Genomic DNA, 18119 nt, shown 5'->3' on the forward strand with positions numbered 1-18119 from the left:
TTATAAATCACTTATAACATTATAATTAGTTTAATAAAAATTTTAATCATTATAGAAAATTGTTTCAAATTTAATTATTTTAAAAATACTCGTGATTTTATGTTTGATTTAGTTTTAAAAAATCTAAAATTATTGGATTATTCTGATCGTATGTCTTTAGCTATTGAAGATGGAAAGATAGCTAAAATATCCAAGTCTTCAATTGAAGGAGATAAGGAAATTGACCTTAAAGGACAGTTAGTGTTGCCAGGTCTCATTGACCCTCATGTTCATTTTAGAGACCCTGGATTGACTTATAAGGAAGATTTCAAAACAGGATCCATGGCTGCAGCTCATGGTGGATTCACATTTGTAATGGATATGCCTAACACTGTTCCAAAAACCAACACATATAACGCTTTCAAGGAAAAGCAGAAGATTGCAGAATCTAAATCCATAGTTAATTTTGGGCTTCATGCAGGATATTCCACACTTGCTGAAATGGAAAAGATTCTTGAATTGAATCCAATGTCCTTTAAAGTATTTATGGATTTGGAAACTGATGAGGATTTGGATAAGATTTTTGAAGATATTTCTAAATTAGGTGAAAAGGCGATTAGAAAACCAATTGTAACAGTTCATGCTGAAAAAAGGGATATAGTATTGGAATCCACTAAAAACTTAAGCGAAGAGAGTGAAGCTATTGCATATAGTTACGGCAGACCTGCAGAATCTGAAGATGCATCTGTAGCTCAAGCTATTGAACTTTCTAAAAAATATGGTGTGGATTTGCATATTTGTCATTTAAGCACTAAAAATGCGATGAATTTAGCTATTTCCAATAATGTCAGTTTTGAATTCACCCCTCATCATTTATTGTATGACAATACTGCATTCAATGAATTTGGAACACTTATAAAAACCAATCCTCCTTTAAGAGAAAAAGGTAAAAACGTCACAATCAATGATTTAAATGAAAATTCAATGATTGGTACAGATCATGCACCTCATAGCTTAGAAGAGAAAACCAAAGGTGTTTGGGATTCAAGTCCAGGAATTCCTTCTTTGGAAACTGTTTTATCTTTAATGTTAACTGAAGTCAATAAATCAAATATAGATTTAAGTTTGATTCCAAAAATATTTTCAGAAAATGCTGCTAAAAGGTTCAATCTTGAAACTAAAGGTTTTATTAAAGAAGGATACGATGCAGATTTAGTGGTTATTGACTTGAAAAAAGAAGGAGTTTTTGATATAGATAATTTCTATACAAAAGCGGAATATTCTCCATTTGACGGACTCTCCTATAAAGGCAAAGCAACTATGACAATAGTCAATGGAGAAATTGTGATGGAAAATGATATTTTAATTTAATTATTTCATTTTCTATTTTGATTTTTTTAAACTCTTTTTATTTTTCTAATGAATTTACTTTTTTAAATTAATTTATATTTTTTAATTTCAAAATTTCTATTTTTTTTATTTTTTTTATTTAATTTTTCGTTTTGATTCAGATTAATAAAATTGCCACAATTTTAAGTCAATTATTAATTATAATTCTTATTTTCTAATTTAAGGGCTTTATAGAAAATCTTTTTATTAATAAAAACTATATATTATAGTAATTGCAAAAAACATTGATTTTAGGATGTTTTTTTATAAATAGTTACATATAGTAAACAGATTAAAGTATAAAAAAATTAACATAGATATTAAGTAAAAAAATTCATCAGTTGTGATTATATGACATCTAAAGAAAGTGACGAAAAAAGAGTTACTATTGTTATTGATAAGAATTTAGATTACAAGTTTAGAAAAATGGCCTCTCAAAAATTTAGATTTGAGCCTAAATGGTACAGTAAAGCTATGGAAGAAGCAGTTAATTTATGGATTGATAAAAATATTAATGAGGATTTTGAATAGTTTTATAAATTTAAATCATTATATAATATATTATGCCTTCAATAGATTTTATAAAAGATATTCAAGAGAATGATAGAAAAACCTTTTTCAAGGATTTTGAAAACTCAAAAAAATATTCAGAATGTTCTGAAGAGGAAGTCCCAAATAAATCCTCTAATTCAAGGCCTTTGATTGCAGATTTCACTGAATATTCCCCTCTTCACAATGGTCATTTTCACTGTATGAAAACTGCAAAGGAAAAAATTCCTGATGGATTGTTTGTAGCTGTCGTTCCAGGATTGTTTGAAAGAAGCGGCAGAGGCTTGCCTTATATATTGCATAGAAAAACAAGGGCTGAGATAGCTATTGCTGTAGGTGCAGATATTGTTGTTGAAGGACCACCTATGGGAATTATGGGATCTGGCCAATACTCTTTATGCTTAACAAAAATGTTCCAGGCATTGAATACTGATTTTATACCAAGAGGCTACAGGCCTTTTGATGGCTATGAAAAAATATTGGAGAGAATTTCTTTAGGTCATGGTGTAGCCCCAAAACCTTATAAAATCGTTGATATGGATACTAAAGAAGTGATTTATAATGGAAAATTGGAAGAGGATAATTATGTAATAGTTTCATTTTCCAAGTCATTGAAAAAGATAGGATTTGATTTTAAGGATAAGTTCATTTTTGTTCCACGTATTGAAGGCGTAAGTGGAACTTTGATACGTAAAGCCTGTTCTGAGAATAATTTAGAATCAGTAAAATCAATGTTGCCAAGTGAAACACTTAGGATTTTAGAAAGAGAGATCAATGAGGATAGGGCTCCATTGCATGATTTAAGAGTTGAAGATTATATTATTGATTCTGCAAACAATTTGTCTTTTGAAGATTTGCTTAAATTAAATTTCTTTAATGAAAAATTAGCCAAAGAGTTAGTTGAGAAGCGTGAGGAAAAACCCTTTGAATCAATCGCTGAAATTGAAAATTCCATATTCTATGGTTTTAGCAGCCATTTTAAAAATAGGGTTTTAAGCATTTTAGAGACAAAAATCAATGCAGATATGATTTCTGAGTATATCAATAATTATCCTAGCACTGTTCGTGTCTTAAATTATAAAAATGAGGCAGTTTTAGAGGAATTTAAAGATAAAGTCTTTGAAAATGGCAATAAATTTGTAAAGAATATTGTGACTGATTGAATCTCTAATTTTTAAAATTTTTTTCAATACTTTTTTTCGAATTTTTTATCCATTTTCTCTATTATTTTTTTAATTTTTTTTATTAAATTAGTAAACATTATATAATATCACTTAATAAAAATATATTATGAATATTTGATTAATTAAAAAATTTATTTTAATTAGCTGGATATTTTATATTGATATTAAATTATTAAATTTACTATTCAATTTTATTATTAATTACATTTAATTATTTGACTTGAGTATGCTGTGAAAGTAAAGACATATTCATAATATTTAAAAATGTAATTTGTTTTCTCAATAAAGATTATAGGAGAATTATTTATGGCAATTAAAGAAGGAGATTTTGTAAGATTAAATTTCACTGGAAAAATTAAAGAAACTGATGAAGTATTTGATACTACTTCCGAAGATATCGCTGAAGAAGCAGGTATTTTAGTAGAAAATAAAGTTTACGGACCAATCCCAATCATCGTCGGAGGTAATCATTTATTAAAAGCTATTGATGACGCTATTATTGGAGCTGAAGCTGGAGATGCTGTACACGTATCTGTAACTCCTGAAAACGGTTTTGGTCAAAGAAACCCTAATTTCATTCAATTAATTCCAATGAAAGAATTTAAAAAACAAGGTATGACTCCTGTTAGAGGTATGAAAATTACCGCTGATGCAGGTACTGGTAAAATCATCTCTGTAAACGGTGGAAGAGTTAAAGTTGATTTCAACCATGAATTAGCTGGTAAAAACTTAGAATATGATGTTTCTGTAGTGGAAATTATTGAAGATGATGAAGAAAAAATCAAAAGTATGATTGAGTTACACTACTCCTACCCTAATATGGACTTAGACAAAACTGAAATCAAAATCGATGGTGACAAAGTAAGTATCAAATTAGATGAAATCACCAGATTCGATCAAAAATCATACATGGATGTAACTTTTGCTAGATTCAGAATTTCCAAAGACATTTGGGACAATATGGATTATGAAAAAGTTGAATTCGTAGATGAATTCGAGAAAAAAGTAGAAGAGCCTGCTGAAGAAGAAGCAGAAGAATAATCATTTAATTATTTTTCTTTTTACTTTTTACTCTTTACTTTTTTTATTTATTTCTTTTAACTATTTTTTTTTAATTTTTCTTTTAACTATTTTTTTAATTATTCTATTTTTAACTATTTTTCACTTTTTTAAATATTTTTTAAATTTTCATTTCCATTATTTTCAAATTTCTATTTTTTCAATTTCAGTTATTTTATTTTAATTTTTTATTAAATTAATCATGAAAATTTGAGAATTTTGGATAAAAGTAGTTCTGGCAGTTGAAAATTTTGGATAAATGAGGATAGAAGTGGGGATGTGGAGTAAAATTTGGATAATAGTGGAAAATAAGTGTATGTAATGGAATAAATCATTGAAAAAATAAAAGAATTAAAAAAAGAAAAAGTAGAGAAATAATTTTCTCTAACTCAATTAATTTAGAACAAATGAAATAAATTCTCCTGGATTTTTGATTAATCCTGAAAGGGCTTCTATAAATCCAGGGTAATCTCCACTTAATCTAAATAAGTATATTACGTATAATACAAGTAATATTATCAAAATGATTAAGATGATTGCAAGGAGGACTTCAACAATTGAAAGTTTTTCACTTTCTTCCTCTACAGGGTATCTGTGCATCTCTTGTATGTTTTCTAGTTCATAATAGTCATCATAATCGTATTTTGATTTTTTAGATCTTCTGAAGCGACCTCTTTTTTTGCTTTGTTGTTCTCGTTCATAGTTCCTTTCAATTCTTCTTTTAAGTTCTTCATAACTTTCAGCATCTCTTTGAGGTGCTCTTCTTCTATTATGTGATGGAACTATGAAGTCTTCCTCGTATTCGTCTCTAGGGTTGATATAGTATTCTCCGCTTTCCTCTCTAGGATAATCTCTAGGTCTTTGTCTTCTAGGGACTTCATCATATTCAGCGTGTTGTTTTTTAGCTTGTTTTTTCCTTTTTCTTTTTCCTTTAGGCGCTCTAGATCTAGGAGTTTCCTCTTTAACTTCTTCAAGAAGTTCTTGAGGCACAATATCCTCTTTTTCATCATAATATAAATCTTCTAAGTATCTTTCATATTTTGCTTCAACTTCATTGCTTGGGGTTTCATTAGGAATTGGTTCATAATAATAGTCCTCATCTATATCCCCAGTATGGATTGGTTCAATAGGTGGTTGAGGTGATTTAGCTTTTGCTTTAAGTTTTCTTTCTTGCTCCTGATATTCAGGGATAGGTTCTGGTATAGGTTCTGGATTTTCATAATAACTATCTTCAGCACCATCCTCTTCATATGTTTCAACATATTCTGTTTCGTATTCATAATCAGTTTCAAAGTTTTCAGGAGCTTTTTCAACTGGTTTAATAATATCTTCAGCTTCACGTTCTTCTGCTTGTATTGGAGTAATTGGTTCTATAGGTTCAAAAATTTCTGCAGGTTCTTCAGCATATGTTTCTTTTGGAGCTATGTTGTCTTCAGTTTCTTTGTCCCCAAAGTTTTTTGTAATGATTTCATTTATGCAATCTTTACAATAGATATTTCCACCAATTTCCATACTACACTCTTGACAAACTGCTTTTCCACATAATGAACAATTTGCCACAGCCTCTCTATCTGGGTGATTATGACATTCCATATTAACACTTCATTTAAATTATATTATGATTAAAATTATAACTTATTGTTATATTGAATATTGATATATATTTTTAGTTTTAATGATTATTAAATTTATCTTTTAATTAAATTTATCTTTTAATATCTAATTCATTTTATGAATAAATTTTTTAAAGTAAATTTTTTTAAATTTCTTTCTTAATTGTATTTTTGATAATTGATTCAGCCAATATTTCAGAAGCTATCAGATCATCTGCTGTAGCTAAAAAACTACCTAATTCATCACTTTCAATTTTAAAATTTATTGCATTATCTTTTAGGCTGCCTTGAACGAATCCTTCATTATCCACTTCAAGAGATTTATAAACTATTTCGCAAGATTTTGAGTCTTTATATTCTAGTCTAATATTGGATTTGATATTCATAGTAATCTACCTTATGAAAACTTTATAAAGATAATAAGAGTTCATATAAATTTAATGAAAACTTTATAAAAATAATAAGACTTTTGTAATAAGACTTTTGTATTTTTTAGTATATCATTAAATATATTATTTCAACTATAAATTTTAATCTAAATAATTTTCATTAAATATATTATTTCAACTATAAATTTTAATCTAAATAATTTTTAATTTTTTTTAATTCATACCATATTTTTGATTTTCTAAGAATTTTTTTTTAAAAATTCTATCATATAGGGATAACATTTATTAATGTTTAGAAAAATATATAGTAATATTCTATCTAACTTTATAATTAATAATATTATAATAATTATAGTTTTATATTATTAATTTTTTCAATTTTATATGGCTAGAAAAGTATGATAATAAGAATATAATTATAGCTTATATTTTCTTAATATGGGGTCATATTTAATAGCTATTATTTTATCAAATGTTCTGATAGAACTATTAACTTTTCAACTTTTAAAGTTGATATCTAAAATTTTAAAGAATTAATGTATTTTGATTAATGATTGAATAAAACATTAGATATTAACATCAGATGATATTCAAATAAAAGATTGGCTGATGTTGGAATGAGTTTTAAATGCAATTAATTCTTATTATGATTATATGGAGGACTATTAATGGTTCGTGCTTATTCAAGAAGAGAATATATTAGAAAAATACCAAATAACAGAATTGTTCAATATGATATGGGTAACTTATCAGAAGATTTCCCAGTAAGAGTATCCTTAGCAGTTAAAAAACCAGCTCAAATTAGACACAATGCTTTAGAAGCAGCTCGTGTAGCATCAAACAGATACATGCAAAGATCTGCTGGTAGATTAGGATATCACTTAAAATTAAGAGTATACCCTCACAACATCGTAAGAGAAAACCCTATGGCTACTGGAGCAGGTGCGGACAGGGTACAAAGCGGTATGAGAAATGCATTCGGTAAAGCAATCAGTGTAGAAGCTTTAGTAAAAACCAATCAAAAGATCATGTCTATTGATGTAAACCCTAAAAACTTTGAAGACGCTAAAACTGCTTTAAAAAGAGCAGGTATGAAAATGCCAGTTTCTTGCAGAATTGTTGTTGAAAAAGGTGCTGAATTAATTAAATAAGTCTTTTGACTTATTGTTTATTTTTTTAAAATTAATATAAATTTTAAAGAATTTCATGAAATATATTTATTTGGACTTTAATTTAATATCCAAACATCATTATCATTCAATTATTGAAAATTGATTAAGGACTATTGTTTAAAAAGGAGCAGAACAATGTACGTTAAAAAATTTGAAGATTTAAGTAAAGATGATTTAGGTATTGCTGGTGGTAAAGGTGCTAATTTAGGTGAATTAACCCAAGCAGGTATTCCAGTTCCTCCAGGATTTGTTGTAACCTCTAAAACTTATGATAAGTTTATGAGAGACACTGGAATTTTTAGCAAGGTTATGGATATTTTAGACCAAGTAGATATTAATAACACTAAAGAGCTTCAAGAAGCTGCAGAAGAAATTAAAGCAATTATCATTGAAACTCCTATACCTGATGGAATTTCCACATACATTACTGAAGCTTACAACCAATTATCCGAAAGAGTTGGAGAAGAAGATGGCGCTGATGTAGCTATTCGTTCTTCCGCAACTGCTGAAGACTTGCCAGAAGCTTCATTTGCAGGTCAACAAGACACTTTCTTGCACGTTCAAGGATTAGATAATGTTATTGAATATGTAAGAAAATGTTGGGCTTCCTTATTTGAAGCAAGAGCTATTTTCTACAGAGAAGAAAACAACTTCGAACACTCTCAAGTTTACATTGCAGTAGTTGTTCAACAAATGGTTGATTCCGATAAGGCAGGTGTAATGTTTACTGTAAACCCATCCACTGGAGAAAACATCGCTTTAATCGAAGGTTCTTGGGGACTTGGTGAATCTGTAGTTAGCGGATCTGTAACTCCTGATAACTACGCTGTAGATAAGGAAACAAATGAAGTCTTAAATGTAACCATTAGTGATAAGAAAACCATGTTCACTAATGAAGAAGGCGGAACCTCCATTCAAGTTGATGTTCCTGATGAGTTAAGAAAAGAAAGAGTTTTATCTGATGAGGAATTATTAGAGCTTGTTGCAATGGCTAAAAGAGTAGAAGGTCATTACGGCAAACCTCAAGATACTGAATGGGCATTCCATGATGGAAACTTATTCTTATTACAATCCAGACCAATCACTACCTTAGGCGATTCTAAAAAAGAAGAAGCTGAAGAGGAAGTTGATTTAGAAGTTTTAATTAGAGGTCTTGGTGCAAGCCCTGGTTTAGCATCAGGTACTGTTAAAGTTATTTTAAGTCTTGATGAACTTGATAAAGTTCAAGATGGAGATGTAATGGTAACCACTATGACCACTCCTGATATGGTTCCTGCTATGAAAAGAGCTACCGGTATTGTAACCGATGAAGGTGGAGTAACCTGTCACGCAGCTATTATCTCAAGGGAATTAGGAATTCCTTGTGTAGTAGGTACTGGAGATGCAACAACTACCTTAAAAGAAAATGATGAAGTCACTGCTGACGGTAAAAAAGGTTTAGTATACAAAGGTATCATCAAAGGTGCTGAAGAGGAAGTTGCAAGTGCTGGTGCAATTCAAGTCTCTGCAACTCCATTGGTCACTGTTACCGAAGTCAAAGCTAATGTAAGTATGGCTGAAGCAGCTCCAAAAGCAGCAGCAACCGGTGCAGATGGTGTAGGATTACTTAGAACCGAACACATGATGTTATCTACTGGTGTTCACCCTAAAAAATTCATCCTTGATGGAAGAGAAGATGAACTTGTAGATACTATTGCTGAAGGTGTTTTAAAAGTAGCAGATGAATTCTATCCAAAACCTGTATGGTACAGAACTCTTGATGCTCCTACCGATGAGTTCATCACCCTTGAAGGTGGAGAAAATGAACCTAGAGAACACAACCCAATGTTAGGTTGGAGAGGTATCAGAAGAGAATTGGATGAACCTGAAATCCTAAAAGCAGAATTCAAAGCAATTAAAAAGCTTCACGATAAAGGATACACAAACATTGGAATCATGATTCCATTATCACAACATCCTTCTGAACTCAGAAGAGCTAAAGAATTATGTAGAGAAGTAGGTATGGAACCTCAAGTGGATGTTGAATTTGGTATGATGGTTGAAATTCCTGCAGCAGCTATTCTTATTGACGAATACATTGCAGAAGGAATTGACTTTGTAAGTCTTGGTACCAATGACTTGACCCAATACACTCTTGCAGTGGACAGAAACAATGAGTTCGTTGCAAAACACTATCGCGAAGAACACCCTGCAGTAATGGCTTTAATTGAAAGAACCATTAAGCATTGTGCAGCAGCAGGTGTAACATGCAGTATCTGTGGTCAAGCAGGTAGTGTACCTCATATCGTTGAAAAACTTGTTAAATTTGGAATTACCAGTGTATCTTCCAATACTGATGCAGTAGAGGAAGTAAGAAAAACTGTTGCAAGAGCTGAAAAGAAAATTATGCTTGATGCAGCAAGAAAACAATTATAATTCTAAATTGACTATGATTTAAAAGTTAAATCTTTTAAATCTTTATTTTTTTATTTATTTTACGAAGTTTAATTTATTTTTAATTTTTTTATTTTCAAATATTATATAAATATAATTTTAATTTTATTCCTTTCATTTTATTTTTAAGTTCAGGTAATTTTTATGAATGAAAAACCAATATCTCATGATGAAATTTTCAATCAATTAGATGAATTTCAGTCAATGGATTGCAAATATTCTGATGGAAGAATTTTAGGTTCCATGTGTACTGAAGCACATCCTATTGCAAAAGAAGCTTTTTTTAAATTCATTGATTCCAATTTAGGAGATCCTGGTCTCTTTAAAGGAACTAAATTATTGGAAGATGAAGTATTAAGCATGATTGGTTCATTTTTATCCATTGAAAATCCTGTAGGCCATATGGTAACTGGTGGTACTGAAGCCAATATCATGGCAATCAGGTCTGCAAGAAATCTTGCAAGAGATAATAAGGGAATTAAAAAGGGAGAGTTAATAGTTCCTAAATCCGCTCATTTTTCCTTTAAAAAAGCGGCAGACATGCTTGATTTGAAATTGATTCGTGTAGACTTGGATGAGAATTACCGTATCGATCCTAAATATGTGGAAGAGAACATTAATGAAAACACTGTAACTATTGTTGGCATTGCAGGCACTACTGAACTGGGCATGATTGATCCAATAGAAAATTTATCTGAAATAGCCCTTCAAAATGATATTCATCTACATGTGGACGCGGCATTCGGTGGTTTTTCAATTCCATTCCTAAAAGATAAGGGATATGATTTGCCAAACTTTGACTTTTCACTTGAAGGTGTCAAATCCATTACCGTAGATCCTCATAAAATGGGGCTTTCACCAATTCCTTCAGGAGGAATTTTATTTAGAGACCAATCCTATTTGGATGCAATGTCTGTTGATTCACCTTACTTGACCATTAAAAACCAATCTACAATTGTAGGCACTCGTTTAGGTGCTTCTGCAGCTGCAACATATGCGGTAATGAGCTATTTGGGTAAAGAGGGCTATGCAAACAATGCTATCGAAGCAATGGAAAAAACTCACTTTTTAGCAGACAATCTTAAAAAGTTAGGATATGAATTGATTGTCGAGCCTAAATTGAATATTGTTGCTTTTAATCACCCATATTTAGAGACTTTTGAATTAGCTCAATTGCTTGAGGAAAGAAATTGGAAAATATCCTGTTCATCTTATCCTAAAGCCATTAGAGTTATTTTAATGAATCATATTAAAAAAGAACATTTAATTGAACTTATAAATGATTTGGATGAGATAAATAAATCTCTTTAGTTATTTTACTTATTTTTTTAATATTTTTTTTATTTTATTACTCTTTCATATCTCTTTTTATGTTTGAATCGATTTTTAGAGGATTTTCATACTTTTTTTAAATAGAAAAGTATTTTAATAAGCATATTCAATAAAATAAATGAAAGATTAAAAGAGGTGATAATTTGAAAAGCTCTGTTTTAATTTTAGCTGCTATTGCAGTAATACTTATTGCAGGCGGTGCATTTGCATTTGTATTTATGGACGATATTGCTGACATTGCTGACGGTGGCAATTCTGGCACTTTTCATAAGGTAGCTGATAAGGTAGACCAAGTTACTTCATCTGGCGGTTCAAGTTCAGATGGTGGAAGTGACATTGTAAGTGAAGTGGTAAAATTCAATTATCAGAATGGTGAAGGATACTTCCGTGAAGTCACTTACAAAGATGGTGGGTTCCGTCAATTTGATAATGCTAGTGGTGAATTAATAGGATCATCATATGATGAGGACCAAGAAAAGCTTGGTGTAATCGACGGGAATTTAGAATAATTCCAAAATTTAAAAAAGTTTTTAAAAAACTTTTTCTTTTTTTCTTTTTTATAATTTTTATCACTTTTCTATTCATTTTCATTAATTTTTTAATTTTTTATCACTTTTCTATTCATTTTCATTAATTTTTTAATTTTTTATCACTTTTCTATGCTTTGATGTATATAATTAATATTTTTATATTATTTCATTTGATATGATTTCATTATATTAAAGATATGTTAAATTATTTTATACTTTTTTAATAATTCACATGATTTAATTAGTCGTTATTTTAATTAAAACATATTAAATTTTTTAGCAGATTTTCACTTTTACAGAATAATTATTTTTCACACTTTAGAATAATTTTGTTTTGGAAAATTTTATAAATTTTAAAAAAATATTTAATTATATGAAAAAAATACAAACTCCCATTAGTGATGATGTTATAAATGATTTGAAAGTTGGGGATAAGATATCTCTATCCGGTTTAATGTATTGCGGTAGAGATGCAGTTTTGCCAAAATTAGTTAAATCTATAGAGGATAAGGATACAGATAAATATCCTTTTGATTTTGAGGGTATGGCTATTATGCATACTGCATTTAGCGTTGCAGGAATTGCTCCAACTACAAGCAATAAAGCAGAAATAGAATCATCAATTCCAATATTATCCAAATATGGAGTTAAGTTTCATATAGGTAAAGGGTCTTTATCTGATGAGACTAAGGAAAACTTAAATAAATATAATTCTGTTTTTATAGTCACTCCACCAGTGGCTGCACTACTTACAAATAATGTCATATCTAAAAAATGTGTAGCTTACGAAGAGGAAGGAATGGAAGCTTTCTTTGAATTGGAAGTTAAAGACATTCCTGGAATTGTAGCTATTGCGCATGGAGAGTCTTTATAATTTTTTATTTTTCATATATTCGATTGTTTATAAGAATATTTATTTCACCCACTCTCTCATTTTTTTCTTATTATTTTTCAAATGCTCTTTTTAATTTTATATACTATTTTTAAGATAATATTAATTAGAACTTTTTAGGGGTATTTTTATGCAACGAAGGGGAACAACTAATCTGCCACTGCATGGAGGACATACACCAAGATGGTTATTTGATCGAATGACTAAATTATCTGGTGCAATTTCTGAAGTGGTAATAGATGAATACGGCACTAATGAATTCTTAAACAGGATATCTGACCCTTATTGGTTCCAAGCATTTTCATGTGTAATCGGCTTTGATTGGCATTCCTCTGGAACAACTACTACAACTCTTGGCGCATTAAAATCCTCAATTGATCCGGAAAAGCATGGAATCTATATCTCTGGTGGAAAAGGAATCGCTTCCCGCAAAACTCCTCAAGGAATTGAAAGGGCTGGAGAGATATTCAATCTTAAAAGCTCAAATGTTGAAGATATGATTCATTCAAGCAAGTTATCTGCGAAGGTAGACAACTCCTGCCTACAGGATGGATATAATTTATATGTCCATAATTTCTTCATCACTGAGAAAGGAGATTGGGCAGTTGTACAGCAAGGAATGAACACTGCAACCAAATACGCAAGACGTTATCATTGGATGGGTGAAAATGTAACAAGTTTTTTAGAGGACCCTCATAATGGAATATCCTGTGATAAGAAAGAAACCGTTGCACTGAATATGGCTTCTAAGGATAGTGTTGAAGCACAAAAGATTAGTGTTGATTTGATTAATGATAATCCCGACCATTTAAGAACTTATTTCAAAAGAAAAGATTCTAATCAACTTCTTTTAACTGATTTTAGCATAGAAGAGAATAATTCCCTTACTTTGCCTGAACATCATCAAGTATTGGATATGGATTTATCTGATAAGGAATTCGAGGTTTTAAAAAATGCATGGGAAATTCAACCAGAAAAGTATGAGGACTTGATTTTGCTTCAAGGCATCGGTCCTAAAAAAATCCGGGCTTTGGCTTTAATTTCTGATCTGGTTTTTGGCGAACCTGCAAGTTGGAAAGACCCAGTAAAATATTCATTTAGTCATGGTGGAAAAGATGGTTTCCCATATCCTGTTGATAGGGATGTTTATGATCATTCAATAGCCACTGTAAAGGATGCTCTCTATCAGGCAAAATTAGATAAATATGATAAAATGAAGGCTTTAAAACGTTTGGATGATTTTATTTCTTAGGCGTATGGTGGAAAAGATAAATAAATTATTGTTAAATAATTTATTATTTTTTATGGTGAAATATTTTATCTTCTTTTTTATTCTTCTTTATTGATTTTTCTATTTTCATCATGAATATTTACAGTTTTTCCATGAGCAGTTGGAATAACTTCAAATACAGGATTTTCAAATTCCAAATCAAATTCCTTACCTTCCATCAAAAGATGTTGGAAAATGGCAAGTGCTGCAACTTCAGAATGAGGTTGGGTGGTAACAGAAACATTCCAATCAGCATTTTTATAGACTTTTGTCGGTACTTTCGCACCACCAACGATGATTAGGATATCATCACCGGTTTCACGTACTTCATCTACAATTTCATGAGCTTGAGAACCATACATGGTTAAATGAACTATTTTTCCTCCATTTTCTCTCCAGTTCATTATAACTTCCATATATGAATTGTTATATTCAATTTCAAAGTCTCCTCCCCATCTGTCTGCAATATCTCTCACGCTTTTCATCATGCTGTGGTCTTCTTCTCCTGCTAACCATACTTTACTTGCACCAAAAGCTCTTGCAGTTAAACATACATGGGTTGTAATTCGTGTATCTCTTCCTATTCTATGATCTAATCTTAAAACATTTATATTCATTTTTTCACTCTTTACAATAAGATAATTTGAAAAGTTTAATTTTTTCAATTTTGGTTTTTTTAATAATTTTTAAGTTTTTTATTTAATTCAATTTAATTAATTTAAATTAAAGCACTGAAATTTATTGATATCAATACTAACATAGCTATTAATGAGAAAAGTCTGCCTAATTCATTGGAGGTTCCAAGAACATCTCCATTTGCAATTTTAAGATGTTTTTTAGCAAGCAATGCTGTTAATGCTCCACCAAATGCTCCTCCAATAATACCTAAGAGTCCTATGTGGATTCCAGGGCTTAAACTTAATGCTACTGCAATTATAAAGCAAATGATTAATCCAATAACATAATTTTTCAAGTTCATGTACTTGATGAAATATTTGCCGATTCCATCTTCTGATGATTGCGAACTTATGCAACAAGTTGTTAGACCTATCTTTGCAGCGATTTCTGCCACTATTATCAATAAAAGGAATTTAAGGCTGACAGCATATGCATAATTAATTAAAGAGGTATATGCAGCTATTGTAATTGTCCCTACAATAAATCCAGTGGATATTCCTCCAACACCAGTCATAGGATCTTTCATAATGCTTAATTTTTTCTCTGGGGAACCGTGGACCATCACTCCATCTCCAAAGTCCATCAGTCCATCAAAATGATTAAATCCATTTATCAATAATAGGAATCCATAGACTATTGTTGCAATCAAAAATGGGTCAAAATGGATGAATTTTGCTAATATGAATGCGATAATTGTGGCTATTAATCCTATAAGTCCATTTAATACTGGCCAGAACCAAGTTAATCTTGCCATTTCATCAATAGTTGTGTAAATGTTTAAAGGGAGTATTGTTGAAAAAGTCAATAACCCTCCAATTGAACGTAATATTGAAGGGGTTTGCTTTTCAAAGTAGTCATCATTATTTTCATCTTTCATATTTTCAAATCCATCATTAGTTTAATAATTCATCTAAATTTATTAATCCACAATTTATTTAAAATTCGTAAATAATCTTAAAAATTCATTCTTCGAGTATTTTTGTCATGCATCCTGCAATCAATCCTGCAAATGTATTTGATAAAACAGGTCCTAATCCATATAATATTCCCGGTTTTTCTTTTGAATATCTTCTGAAGTTCAGTAATGCTTTTGTTCCAGCTATTTGATTCGCAATTGTTGCACCGATAAGTTCATCTGGATAGAAATGAATCAATTTTTCATTTAAGTTTATTTCTCGGACTCTTCCTTTTTTAAGGTCTTCTTCCATTCTAATTGCTGCGATTAATAGTGCATTAATGTTCTTATCGCTTACTGATTTTAGTAATTGCTTTTCAAATCTTTCTTTCAATTCATCAGTTTCTTCAATGTTTTCCAAAAGACTCATTCCAACTTCAATCATATCTCCAATTTGGATTCCTTCACTAACAAGATAATCCAATATGCCAATATTCAAATCAATCTTTTCCAATGCATCTTCACAACTGATAACCACTGCATCCTCAATTCTTTCTATAAATTCTTCCAAATCTATGTCATCATCTTCATATTCCATATTGGTAATGTCTAAACCGATTTCCATTATGTAGTCCTGATCTAAAGTTTCCTCTGGAAGATTGGATGCAATAACCAAGAAATCATTGTTGTTTAAGATATGATTGATATGGGCAGGCAAGTGAAGGGATTCAAAGAATTTGGCTTTTTGCTTAGTTGCCACCTTATAAAGTTGTATGAGTAATTTAGGACTGAATGCATGATTTAAAAGAATTATATGTCCAAAATCAAGTTTAGCATTCTCAAATCCTTTCCAGCTATTGACAACTTTCAGTTCATTGTAAAAATCCTGAACTTCAAGGTCATTGGAAATTACAGTAATGACAGTTATATCCTCATAAGTATTGCTTATGAAATCTATTTTATCAAAGCTTTGAGCGATATAACCTCCATCAATCTCATTATTTTCTTTATATTCTTCAGTGATTTCCATTAGTTCAACATCGTTTAATGGTTCATCCTCATTTTCCCTATTGAAACTGATATAATTGTCTGACAAGACCATGATGTTCTCTATAATGTCAATTCCATCACTTATTTCCAAATCACTGAATGTTAAAAAATAATCTGGATTATTAATGTATAAAGCATCTTCATTTTTGATCAATTCTCCATTAACCAACTCATTTTTGATGCTTTGGATTTTCTTGTTGTTTTTATTGCTTTTACTTTTTTTAGACAATTAAATTCCTCTTTTCATTGCTTTAATCCTAATACCTAATGATATTAATAATTTGATTAATTATCTAATTATGAATATATTTATATAACAAATATTATTTAATTGTAATTATATATATTAGTTTAGAGAATTTTATTTAAATAGTTATTAAACAGATTTAATATTGATTGAAAATTTTATGATTACGATTTAAGCTTAAGGGAGTAATTTTATGGTTTATATTATTGACCCTCAGAATGCAGGAATATCTGGGAATATGATTATTGGGGCTCTTGTGGATTTGGGAGCTGACGGGAAAAAAGTTAAAGACCTTATGGAAGATGTGGCTGTAGACTTTGGTGAAGTTGAAGTGTCCTTAAACAAGGTAGATAAGTCAGGAATTGATGCTACATTTTGCAATGTCAAGACAATTGATGAAGATAATGAAAACAATCGTCATATTCATTTTCAAGATTTCATTGAAAAGATTGATCTCTTGAAATATGCAGATATTGAAAATTTAACCGATGAAATGGTTGAAATGGCTAAAAAGGTGTTTAAAAGGATAGCTATTTCAGAGTCCAGAGTCCATGGCAAAAGCCTTGAGGGGGTTCATTTCCATGAAGTTGGTGCTGCAGATGCGGTTGCAGATGTTTTAGGTTCCATTTGTGCTTACTTTGATTTAGGAATGGATAAGGATAAGGTAGTTGGTCTTCCTATTGCTGTTGGCGGTGGAGTGATTGAAACTGCACATGGAAGAATTCCTGTCCCTGCTCCTGCAAGCTTGGATATTCTCAAAGGATTAAATGAGGATTCCTTTAAAGATTTCTCAAAAGGGGAAGCCAAATGCATTGGGGGTCCAGTAAATTCCGAACTTGCAACACCTACTGGTTGCGCTTTGTATATGGAATTCTGTGATGAATTTTTAGAATTCGCTCCTATGATGTCTCCTGAAGAGATTGCATACGGTTGCGGTTCAAAGGAATTTGATTTCCCTAATGTCTTAAGGGTCATCAAATCTAGAAATGTCAATGGAAAGCATAAGGTTTCTGTAATTGAAACCAATATTGACCATATGTCTGGGGAGGAATTAGGATTCTTGTTTGACTTGCTCTTGATTGAAGGGGCAAGAGATGTTTCAATGGTGCCTATTACCATGAAGAAAAATAGGCCGGGCCATTTAATTAAAATTATTTCAAAACCGGATTTGGTTGACCATTTAGTAAATATCCTCTTTAGGGAAACAGGCACTTTAGGCATTAGAGTCTCTGAAAACACTCATAGGGGAGTGGCTGAAAGACAATTTGTTCCTTTGGATATTAATGTAGGCAATCATATTTATACTATCAACTTCAAAATAGGGTTGTTTGGTGATGATATTATTTCTCATAGACCTGAATATGAGGATTTACGCAGAATCTCTGTAGAACATGACATTCCTTTAATTGAAGTTAGGGATGTTGCAAACACGATGATTCGTGATTATTTGGAAAACAA

At 30.5% G+C, this 18119-nt stretch carries 16 protein-coding genes; 11 read left to right on the top strand and 5 right to left on the bottom strand.

Going from position 1 to position 18119, the window contains the following annotated elements; all coding sequences use genetic code 11:
- Nucleotides 1-99: 99 nt before the first annotated feature.
- The 4 genes from IJI80_RS06960 to IJI80_RS06975 all read left to right on the top strand — a co-directional run bounded on the left by IJI80_RS06960 (nucleotide 100) and on the right by IJI80_RS06975 (nucleotide 4142).
- The gene (locus IJI80_RS06960; protein ID WP_292788780.1) at nucleotides 100-1350 is read left to right on the top strand and encodes a dihydroorotase family protein; all 1251 of its coding nucleotides are present in this window, start codon (nucleotides 100-102) and stop codon (nucleotides 1348-1350) included.
- Between the two features lie 369 nt (nucleotides 1351-1719).
- Nucleotides 1720-1899: a hypothetical protein gene (locus IJI80_RS06965; RefSeq protein WP_292788781.1), complete on the top strand. Its 180-nt coding sequence runs from the start codon at nucleotides 1720-1722 to the stop codon at nucleotides 1897-1899.
- Between the two features lie 41 nt (nucleotides 1900-1940).
- Nucleotides 1941-3080: a nucleotidyltransferase family protein gene (locus IJI80_RS06970; protein ID WP_292788795.1), complete on the top strand. Its 1140-nt coding sequence runs from the start codon at nucleotides 1941-1943 to the stop codon at nucleotides 3078-3080.
- Between the two features lie 327 nt (nucleotides 3081-3407).
- Nucleotides 3408-4142 (top strand): peptidylprolyl isomerase, encoded by a 735-nt coding sequence (locus tag IJI80_RS06975; protein ID WP_292788782.1) that lies wholly within the window; start codon nucleotides 3408-3410, stop codon nucleotides 4140-4142.
- 411 nt (nucleotides 4143-4553) lie between these two features.
- Here the strand turns inward: IJI80_RS06975 and IJI80_RS06980 are convergent, their stop codons facing one another.
- The gene (locus IJI80_RS06980) at nucleotides 4554-5753 is read right to left on the bottom strand and encodes a B-box zinc finger protein (protein ID WP_292788783.1); all 1200 of its coding nucleotides are present in this window, start codon (nucleotides 5751-5753) and stop codon (nucleotides 4554-4556) included.
- A gap of 166 nt (nucleotides 5754-5919) precedes the next feature.
- The gene (locus IJI80_RS06985) at nucleotides 5920-6159 is read right to left on the bottom strand and encodes a KEOPS complex subunit Pcc1 (protein WP_292788784.1); all 240 of its coding nucleotides are present in this window, start codon (nucleotides 6157-6159) and stop codon (nucleotides 5920-5922) included.
- Nucleotides 6160-6830: 671 nt separating this feature from the next.
- Between IJI80_RS06985 and rplJ the strand changes: the two genes are divergently transcribed.
- The 6 genes from rplJ to IJI80_RS07015 all read left to right on the top strand — a co-directional run bounded on the left by rplJ (nucleotide 6831) and on the right by IJI80_RS07015 (nucleotide 13773).
- Nucleotides 6831-7313: a 50S ribosomal protein L16 gene (gene rplJ, locus IJI80_RS06990; RefSeq protein WP_292788785.1), complete on the top strand. Its 483-nt coding sequence runs from the start codon at nucleotides 6831-6833 to the stop codon at nucleotides 7311-7313.
- A 156-nt stretch (nucleotides 7314-7469) separates the two neighbouring features.
- Nucleotides 7470-9749: a phosphoenolpyruvate synthase gene (gene ppsA, locus IJI80_RS06995; protein WP_292788786.1), complete on the top strand. Its 2280-nt coding sequence runs from the start codon at nucleotides 7470-7472 to the stop codon at nucleotides 9747-9749.
- A 162-nt stretch (nucleotides 9750-9911) separates the two neighbouring features.
- Nucleotides 9912-11078, top strand: a complete 1167-nt coding sequence (gene mfnA, locus IJI80_RS07000) for a tyrosine decarboxylase MfnA (protein WP_292788787.1) — start codon at nucleotides 9912-9914, stop codon at nucleotides 11076-11078.
- Nucleotides 11079-11242: 164 nt separating this feature from the next.
- Nucleotides 11243-11608 (top strand): flagellar protein, FliL, encoded by a 366-nt coding sequence (locus tag IJI80_RS07005; protein WP_292788788.1) that lies wholly within the window; start codon nucleotides 11243-11245, stop codon nucleotides 11606-11608.
- Between the two features lie 394 nt (nucleotides 11609-12002).
- Nucleotides 12003-12503, top strand: coding sequence for a fumarate hydratase C-terminal domain-containing protein (locus IJI80_RS07010; protein ID WP_292788789.1), 501 nt, complete (start codon nucleotides 12003-12005; stop codon nucleotides 12501-12503).
- Between the two features lie 148 nt (nucleotides 12504-12651).
- The gene (locus IJI80_RS07015) at nucleotides 12652-13773 is read left to right on the top strand and encodes a DUF763 domain-containing protein (RefSeq protein WP_292788790.1); all 1122 of its coding nucleotides are present in this window, start codon (nucleotides 12652-12654) and stop codon (nucleotides 13771-13773) included.
- 77 nt (nucleotides 13774-13850) lie between these two features.
- On the opposite strand, the gene IJI80_RS07020 is transcribed toward IJI80_RS07015, so the two are convergent.
- From IJI80_RS07020 to IJI80_RS07030, 3 genes are all read right to left on the bottom strand, one after another.
- Nucleotides 13851-14408 carry a tRNA (cytidine(56)-2'-O)-methyltransferase gene (locus IJI80_RS07020; protein WP_292788791.1) on the bottom strand — a complete coding sequence of 186 codons (558 nt, stop codon included), beginning with the start codon at nucleotides 14406-14408 and terminating at the stop codon, nucleotides 13851-13853.
- A 101-nt stretch (nucleotides 14409-14509) separates the two neighbouring features.
- Entirely contained in the window at nucleotides 14510-15346 is an 837-nt protein-coding gene (gene cobS, locus IJI80_RS07025) for an adenosylcobinamide-GDP ribazoletransferase (RefSeq protein WP_292788792.1), read from the bottom strand.
- Nucleotides 15347-15431: 85 nt separating this feature from the next.
- Entirely contained in the window at nucleotides 15432-16643 is a 1212-nt protein-coding gene (locus tag IJI80_RS07030) for a phosphatidylglycerophosphatase (RefSeq protein WP_292788793.1), read from the bottom strand.
- 211 nt (nucleotides 16644-16854) lie between these two features.
- On the opposite strand from IJI80_RS07030, the gene larC reads away from it, so the two are divergent.
- Nucleotides 16855-18119: nickel pincer cofactor biosynthesis protein LarC (gene larC / locus IJI80_RS07035; RefSeq protein WP_292788794.1), on the top strand; the 1265-nt coding region annotated here is incomplete at its 3' end.

The organism is Methanobrevibacter sp. (genome assembly GCF_017432245.1).
Classification (GTDB): domain Archaea; phylum Methanobacteriota; class Methanobacteria; order Methanobacteriales; family Methanobacteriaceae; genus Methanobrevibacter.